Source organism: Nostoc cf. edaphicum LEGE 07299 (assembly GCF_015207245.1).
Taxonomy (GTDB): domain Bacteria; phylum Cyanobacteriota; class Cyanobacteriia; order Cyanobacteriales; family Nostocaceae; genus Nostoc; species Nostoc edaphicum_B.
In genome coordinates this window covers 1-5,870 of the sequence record NZ_JADEXF010000269.1, presented here as the reverse complement: position 1 = coordinate 5,870, position 5,870 = coordinate 1, and the positions used below count along the sequence as shown (strand labels likewise).

The 5,870-nt window shown below is 42.7% G+C and carries 9 protein-coding genes; 6 read left to right on the top strand and 3 right to left on the bottom strand.

Annotated elements, in window-relative coordinates:
- The coding region (locus tag IQ229_RS10120) for an alpha/beta fold hydrolase (RefSeq protein WP_194043344.1) at nucleotides 1-745 on the bottom strand (745 nt) is incomplete at its 3' end.
- Between the two features lie 449 nt (nucleotides 746-1,194).
- On the opposite strand from IQ229_RS10120, the gene IQ229_RS10115 reads away from it, so the two are divergent.
- The 5 genes from IQ229_RS10115 (at nucleotide 1,195) to IQ229_RS10095 (ending at nucleotide 4,881) form a co-directional block, all read left to right on the top strand.
- Complete coding sequence (locus IQ229_RS10115) at nucleotides 1,195-1,749, top strand: thioredoxin family protein (protein ID WP_194043343.1); 555 nt, start codon at nucleotides 1,195-1,197, stop codon at nucleotides 1,747-1,749.
- A gap of 71 nt (nucleotides 1,750-1,820) precedes the next feature.
- Nucleotides 1,821-2,549 carry a UMP kinase gene (pyrH, locus tag IQ229_RS10110; RefSeq protein ID WP_194043342.1) on the top strand — a complete coding sequence of 243 codons (729 nt, stop codon included), beginning with the start codon at nucleotides 1,821-1,823 and terminating at the stop codon, nucleotides 2,547-2,549.
- The gene (gene frr / locus IQ229_RS10105; RefSeq protein ID WP_194043341.1) at nucleotides 2,536-3,084 is read left to right on the top strand and encodes a ribosome recycling factor; all 549 of its coding nucleotides are present in this window, start codon (nucleotides 2,536-2,538) and stop codon (nucleotides 3,082-3,084) included. The genes pyrH and frr overlap by 14 nt, the downstream gene beginning before the upstream one ends.
- A 195-nt stretch (nucleotides 3,085-3,279) precedes the next feature.
- The gene (locus IQ229_RS10100) at nucleotides 3,280-4,401 is read left to right on the top strand and encodes a geranylgeranyl reductase family protein (protein WP_194043340.1); all 1,122 of its coding nucleotides are present in this window, start codon (nucleotides 3,280-3,282) and stop codon (nucleotides 4,399-4,401) included.
- Between the two features lie 54 nt (nucleotides 4,402-4,455).
- On the top strand, nucleotides 4,456-4,881 hold the full coding sequence (locus IQ229_RS10095; RefSeq protein ID WP_194043339.1) for a hypothetical protein: 426 nt from the start codon (nucleotides 4,456-4,458) through the stop codon (nucleotides 4,879-4,881).
- A gap of 18 nt (nucleotides 4,882-4,899) precedes the next feature.
- Here the strand turns inward: IQ229_RS10095 and IQ229_RS23890 are convergent, their stop codons facing one another.
- The gene (locus IQ229_RS23890; protein WP_322743966.1) at nucleotides 4,900-5,103 is read right to left on the bottom strand and encodes a Uma2 family endonuclease; all 204 of its coding nucleotides are present in this window, start codon (nucleotides 5,101-5,103) and stop codon (nucleotides 4,900-4,902) included.
- Nucleotides 5,104-5,271, bottom strand: a complete 168-nt coding sequence (locus tag IQ229_RS23885) for a hypothetical protein (protein ID WP_228013358.1) — start codon at nucleotides 5,269-5,271, stop codon at nucleotides 5,104-5,106.
- Between the two features lie 102 nt (nucleotides 5,272-5,373).
- Between IQ229_RS23885 and IQ229_RS10085 the strand changes: the two genes are divergently transcribed.
- Nucleotides 5,374-5,870: OB-fold nucleic acid binding domain-containing protein (locus IQ229_RS10085; RefSeq protein ID WP_228013357.1), on the top strand; the 497-nt coding region annotated here is incomplete at its 3' end.

Here is a 5,870-nt window from a genome sequence, read left to right as displayed (position 1 = left end):
GATCAGACGTTCCCCACAAGATAATCGCAGGACAGGGTAACAGTGGCAAAAGGTCTTCTGGTAGAGGTCCTGTAGAATACGAAGTAAAAGCCAGGAACACAGCAACAGCACCCGGATCGCTTGCTGGGGAAGTGAGAATATCTACCAACTCATCTGTCACCATCTCAGCATTCGCATAAGCTTGCAGCAGAATTTTTCGCACTGTTTTCGGTTTGGCGAGTTGATTGAAAAAGAAATCACCAACTGGTTTGATGGATAACAGGCGTTGCAGTAGAGGCGCTCCGTAACGACGAGATAAAGGTAAAGTTACCCGTTTGCGATCGTGTAACAGCCGTAAAGAACAGTTGAGCAAAGCAACTCCCAAGGCAATATCTGGGTTGCTTACTGCTGCTTGCATGGCGACAATACAGCCAATAGAATTTCCGACTAAAAAAGCTGGCTCACCGACAACTTCACGGCAAAAATCTGCTACTTGCTGTCCCCAGGTTTCTAATGTGTAGGTAATTTTTTCACCAGGTTGAGGTTTCGCAGAAGCGCCAAAACCAATCAAATCGATCGCATAAACACGGCAATTTTCCGCTAATACAGGAATATTTTTTCGCCAGTGCCACCAAGAAGCACCAAATCCATGCACCAGGACAACAGCTGGCCCTGTAGTTCCTTGGGTTTGATAGCAGATCGGAAAATCTTGCCAAATCCAGGTTTTTGTAGAGTTAAGTGCTGTTTTTGAACTTGAGGTTGTCATGGAAAATTTGATGATAACAAGGGTATAAAGGCTTTCAACAGCAAGGCACAAGTAAAATTGTTTTTAATTTGGATAAAATTTATCAGATTTTCAAAATCAATCTTTTGCTCTAGTGATAGCCTATACATATACCACGAAAGCTTCTAAGCTGATAGTTTTATCCAGTATAGAGAGTTTTCATCTTATTGATAGAAGTAATTTACTCACAACTGAGATTATGTCAGTAGTTGAAATCATAACTTTTTTAATGTGAGTAATATTTGGGCTATTTTTTAGATGTGAGCGAATTAGCATCAGTGCTAGATTCAGTAGTTTCACAATTTACGATCGCAAATTTGGTCTATAAGATTGGCGAATATGAGGCATCGGCTAAGGGGTGGTTTGCAACTGGAAACTGACGCTGAATTTAACAATATTTTTCTTGTTCCTAGTTCTGCGAGCCAGAAATTATGAATCTACTAGAAACAATTGATACTCCCGTTGGGAGCTACGCACCAGATTTTGAATTGCCAGGAATTGATGGTCAAGTACACCATCTCAGGCGTTATCTTGAAAAGTTCCGAGCAGTCGGCGTTATTTCTATGTGTAACCACTGCCCTTATGTCGATCGGTACTTAGGCAGATTAAAAAACATTCAAGCCGAATTTGCCCCAAAAGGCTTCACACTAATTGGACTCAATGGTAGTAATGTTGACTACGACACTAGGTCAAGCTTTGAAAATATGAAAGCTTTTGCCCGACGTCACCAGTTGAATTTCCCCTACCTGTGGGACTCAACCCAAGATGTGACCGGTAGTCTCGGCGTAACAAGAACACCAACAGCCTTTCTCATAGACACTAATGGTATAGTCCGTTACAAAGGGAAAATTGATAATCATCCCCAAGATCCATTATCAGTGAAAGAGGATTATTTGAGAACTGCGATCGCTTCTCTGTTTAAAGGAGAAGAAATAGCTATACCACAAACAGAACCAGTAGGTACTACATTGATTTGGCGTAACTAGACATAGATAGTCCCTGTAACTGCTATCTTAAATTGGAGGCAATTGCAACTTTTTTGATAAAGCGTAACTTCATGGGAACGAATTACCGACGGGTTTTACTCAAACTGAGCGGTGAAGCCTTAATGGGCAACATGGGCTATGGCATTGATCCCGAAGTGGTCAAAGGCATAGCAGAAGAATTAGCAGAGGTGATAGCCACTGGTACTCAAATCGCCATAGTTGTTGGCGGCGGCAATATTTTTCGTGGCGTCAAAGCAGCGTCGGCGGGGATGGACAGGGCAACCGCTGACTATATCGGGATGATTGCCACGGTAATGAATGCCATGACGCTGCAAGATTCGCTAGAACGCATAGGAGTACAGACGCGAGTGCAAACCGCGATCGCTATGCAAGAATTAGCAGAACCATATATTCGTCGTCGTGCCATCCGTCATCTTGAAAAAGGACGGGTGGTAATTTTTGGTGCTGGTTCTGGAAATCCCTTTTTTACTACAGATACTACTGCGGCATTAAGAGCCGCAGAAATTGATGCTGAGGTGATTTTTAAAGCCACCAAAGTAGATGGAGTATATGATGCCGATCCTCATATTTATCCTGACGCCAAGCGTTACAATAGCTTAACCTACGCGCACGTTTTAGCCCAAGATTTGCGGGTGATGGATAGTACTGCGATCGCCTTGTGTAAAGAAAATAATATCCCAATTCTGGTATTTGACCTAACGGTGCGAGGAAATATCCACCGAGCAGTCTTGGGAGAATCCATCGGTACCCTTGTGGGAGGTTCTTGTGAAATTAGCTGAAGCTGAAAGTTCGATGCAAAAAACCGTTGAGGCAACTCAACGAGCTTTTAACTCGATTCGCACTGGTCGCGCCAATGCGAGTCTATTAGATAAGGTATTGGTGGACTATTACGGTTCGCCTACTTCCTTAAAATCACTGGCAAATATTAGCACGCCAGATGCTACGACGATCTTAATTCAACCCTACGAGCGCAACACCCTAAACATCGTTGAGAAGGCTATTTCCCTCTCAGATGTAGGTTTAACACCCAGTAACGACGGTTCTGTAATCCGGTTGAATATTCCGCCCTTAACCAGCGAGCGTCGTAAAGAATTTGTCAAAATGGCATCCAAGTACGCTGAAGAGGGTCGTGTTGCTATTCGTAACATTCGCCGCGATGCCATAGACGCCATTCGCAAACAGGAGAAAGCCTCTGAAATCTCCAAAGATGAATCAAAAGACCAACAAGACAACTTGCAAAAATTGACAAATGAGTATACTGCCAAAATAGACTCGCTGTTGGCAGAAAAAGAAAAAGACATCACGACTGTTTAAAGTCTAAAGTCTTAAGCATAAAGGCTGAAGGATAATGGATAAATTCTTCAGCCTTTATCATTTCTTAAGGTTATTGCATAAATCCTAGAAAAATGGATCGAGTAAGTAAGTAGACATGAATAATTAAAGTAGGAACAATTCATAAATTGCCCCTACTTAATAGAAAATAAACTAATTCTGAAGCAAAAATTCAATATGTACGACTGCATCATTGTCGGCGCTGGGCCAGCTGGTGGAACAGCTGCATATCATTTAGCCAAGCAAGGTCACTCAATATTAGTCTTGGAAAAAGAATCTTTGCCAAGATATAAACCTTGTGGTGGTGGTGTATCTCCAGCGATCGCTCAATGGTTCGACTTTGATTTTAGCCCAGTAATTTCTGTAAAAGCCGACTCCCTTCGCTTTACCTGGAATTTGGGCGACCCCGTAGAAGCAAAAATCGCAACAAAAGAACCAGTCTGGATGGTGCGACGAGATATTTTTGACCATTTCTTAGTGCAGCAAGGACAAAAGCAAGGGGCTGAACTACGAGATAATACGGAAGTAACAGGTATTGAGTTTCAAAGCGACTACTGGCAAGTTAACACATCTAATGGCTCAGTTACAGGTCGCTACTTAATTGCGGCTGATGGTGCTAAAGGGCCAATGGCAAAATGGCTCGGCTTCAAAGACCGTAAACGCCGTTTAGCAGGAGCTTTAGAAGCCGAAGTTGCCGCGGAGGTCAAGGATAAATCGACAATTCATTTCGAGTTTGGCTTGGTGAAAAACGGCTACATTTGGAACTTCCCGAAGGCGGACGGTTATTCCATTGGTGTCGGTACATTTGTCGGCGGCAAACCCCAGGATTTTAAGAAAATTTTAGATGAGTACGCGCGATCGTTTAATGTAGATATCAAAACTGGCAAGCAATATGGTTATCCTCTTTGCTTGTGGGATGGCAACCAAAAGTTGCATACTCAAAATGCAGTTTTAGCTGGGGAAGCTGCTTGTGTAGTCGATCCGATGACAGCAGAAGGCATTCGTCCGTCAATTTTTAGTGGTTTGATGGCAGCAGGAGCCATTAATGAAGCACTTTCGGGTGATACCAACGCTTTAGAAAAATATAGCGAAGCGATTAATGAACAATGGGGTACTGAGATGGCTTGGGCGCAAAAATTAGGTGGAGCATTTTATCGCTTTCCTGGCATTGGCTACAAAGTTGGTGTTAAGCGTTCTTCCGGTGCGAAGATCATGGGTAAGATTCTGTGTGGAGAACTGCGCTATGGCGACGTTGCTGGTCGCGCCCTCAAGCGTTTAATTCCTGGTTTTGGGACTTGAGCAACTTGTTAAAGTAAGCAAACTTCCGCCGCAGTGTAATAGATATTTCTTAATATGGTAATTTACTTGACAAAACGGCTATCTGTGTTCGCTAATATTCTTGCTCTTGTCCTCTTCATGCCGGGAATTGCCTTAGCTGCACCCGTTCAAATCAATACTACTTCTGGTATTATTTTCGCCCAAACTACCAAAACTGCAAGCTACTCCACCTCGTCGGAGATTAACCTGACTCCCTTACAACGCCAGGAACTTCAGGCTGTGCGTCAGAGAAGAAATAGGGAAATTGCGGCAGTATTAAACTCATCTCAGCGTGACCAACTTAATCACAATCTCCGGGCTGGTAATAATATCAATCAAGCGTTAGAAAAACTAAATTTGCAACCAGAACAGCAAGATTTAGTAAAGGCGATCGTGCAATTTACTAACTTGAAAATGAAAGCTGTTTCATCTAGGCATTTACTGACAAGAGGAGAGAAATAAAAGTTTGATTTGTAGAACTTATGGAAACAGCTGACTAATCTGGACTTCAATTTCTGGAAATGCAATTAAGGATAATGTTGCATCCTCCTGCAAAATAAATTCAAGATTGTAACCTTTCAAGCTTGGTTCGCGAAAAACATAAACCTGACGCTGATTCACATCCAAAATCCAGTAGTCATTAATTCCTGCTTTCGCATAAAGAGGCGCTTTTTGTTTACCCACTCAGTGCTGAGTGCTGAGTGCTGAGTGCTGAGTAAATTTAATTTTGGCATTCATGGGAATAACTTGCCCATCAATCAGTTTTACCCGTTCATCGGCTGTGATAATACCCGTCTCAAGCATCCGGTGATATTCATCTACATTCCACAAGCGCACTTTAGTTTGTGTCATTGTATTTGGTTTGGCGATATTATCATCTGCAAAGTGCAAATATCTCTTACTCTCAACTTTGGCAGCATCTATAATTAATCTTGCCCTATTTAGTTCGTTACCATGTCGGAAGAAGATATCCGAGCCGCCAGGCTGGAGAAAGTAGAACAACTCAAGCAGCTAGGGACTAACCCTTATGCCTATCGTTGGGAATCTACCCATCATGCAGCACAGTTGCAAGAAAAGTTTGCCGATTTAGTCAGTGCTGAAGAAGTTGATTTGGAAGTTGCCATAGCCGGACGCATTATGGCGCGTCGCGTTTTTGGTAAATTGGCTTTTTTCACCTTGCAAGACGAAACCGGTACAATTCAGCTTTATCTGGATAAAAATCGCATTCAAGAAGGTATGGCAGATATTGATGCCGATGCCTTCAATCACCTGAAGCAACTTACAGATGCAGGCGACATTTTAGGAGCCAAAGGTACTATTAAACGGACTGAAAAGGGCGAATTATCTGTCTACGTTAAACAATATACTATCCTCACGAAATCCCTGTTGCCCCTACCCGACAAGTGGCATGGATTAACGGATGTTGCCAAGCGTTACCGTCAGCGCTATGT

Bases quoted from the DNA above. Each gene is read 5' to 3' on its own strand.
- IQ229_RS23885 (WP_228013358.1), bottom strand. From the start codon at position 5,271: ATGACACAAACTAAAGTGCGCTTGTGGAATGTAGATGAATATCACCGG.
- pyrH (WP_194043342.1), top strand. From the start codon at position 1,821: ATGGGAACGAATTACCGACGGGTTTTACTCAAACTGAGCGGTGAAGCC.
- IQ229_RS10095 (WP_194043339.1), top strand. From the start codon at position 4,456: ATGGTAATTTACTTGACAAAACGGCTATCTGTGTTCGCTAATATTCTT.
- IQ229_RS10115 (WP_194043343.1), top strand. From the start codon at position 1,195: ATGAATCTACTAGAAACAATTGATACTCCCGTTGGGAGCTACGCACCA.
- IQ229_RS10100 (WP_194043340.1), top strand. From the start codon at position 3,280: ATGTACGACTGCATCATTGTCGGCGCTGGGCCAGCTGGTGGAACAGCT.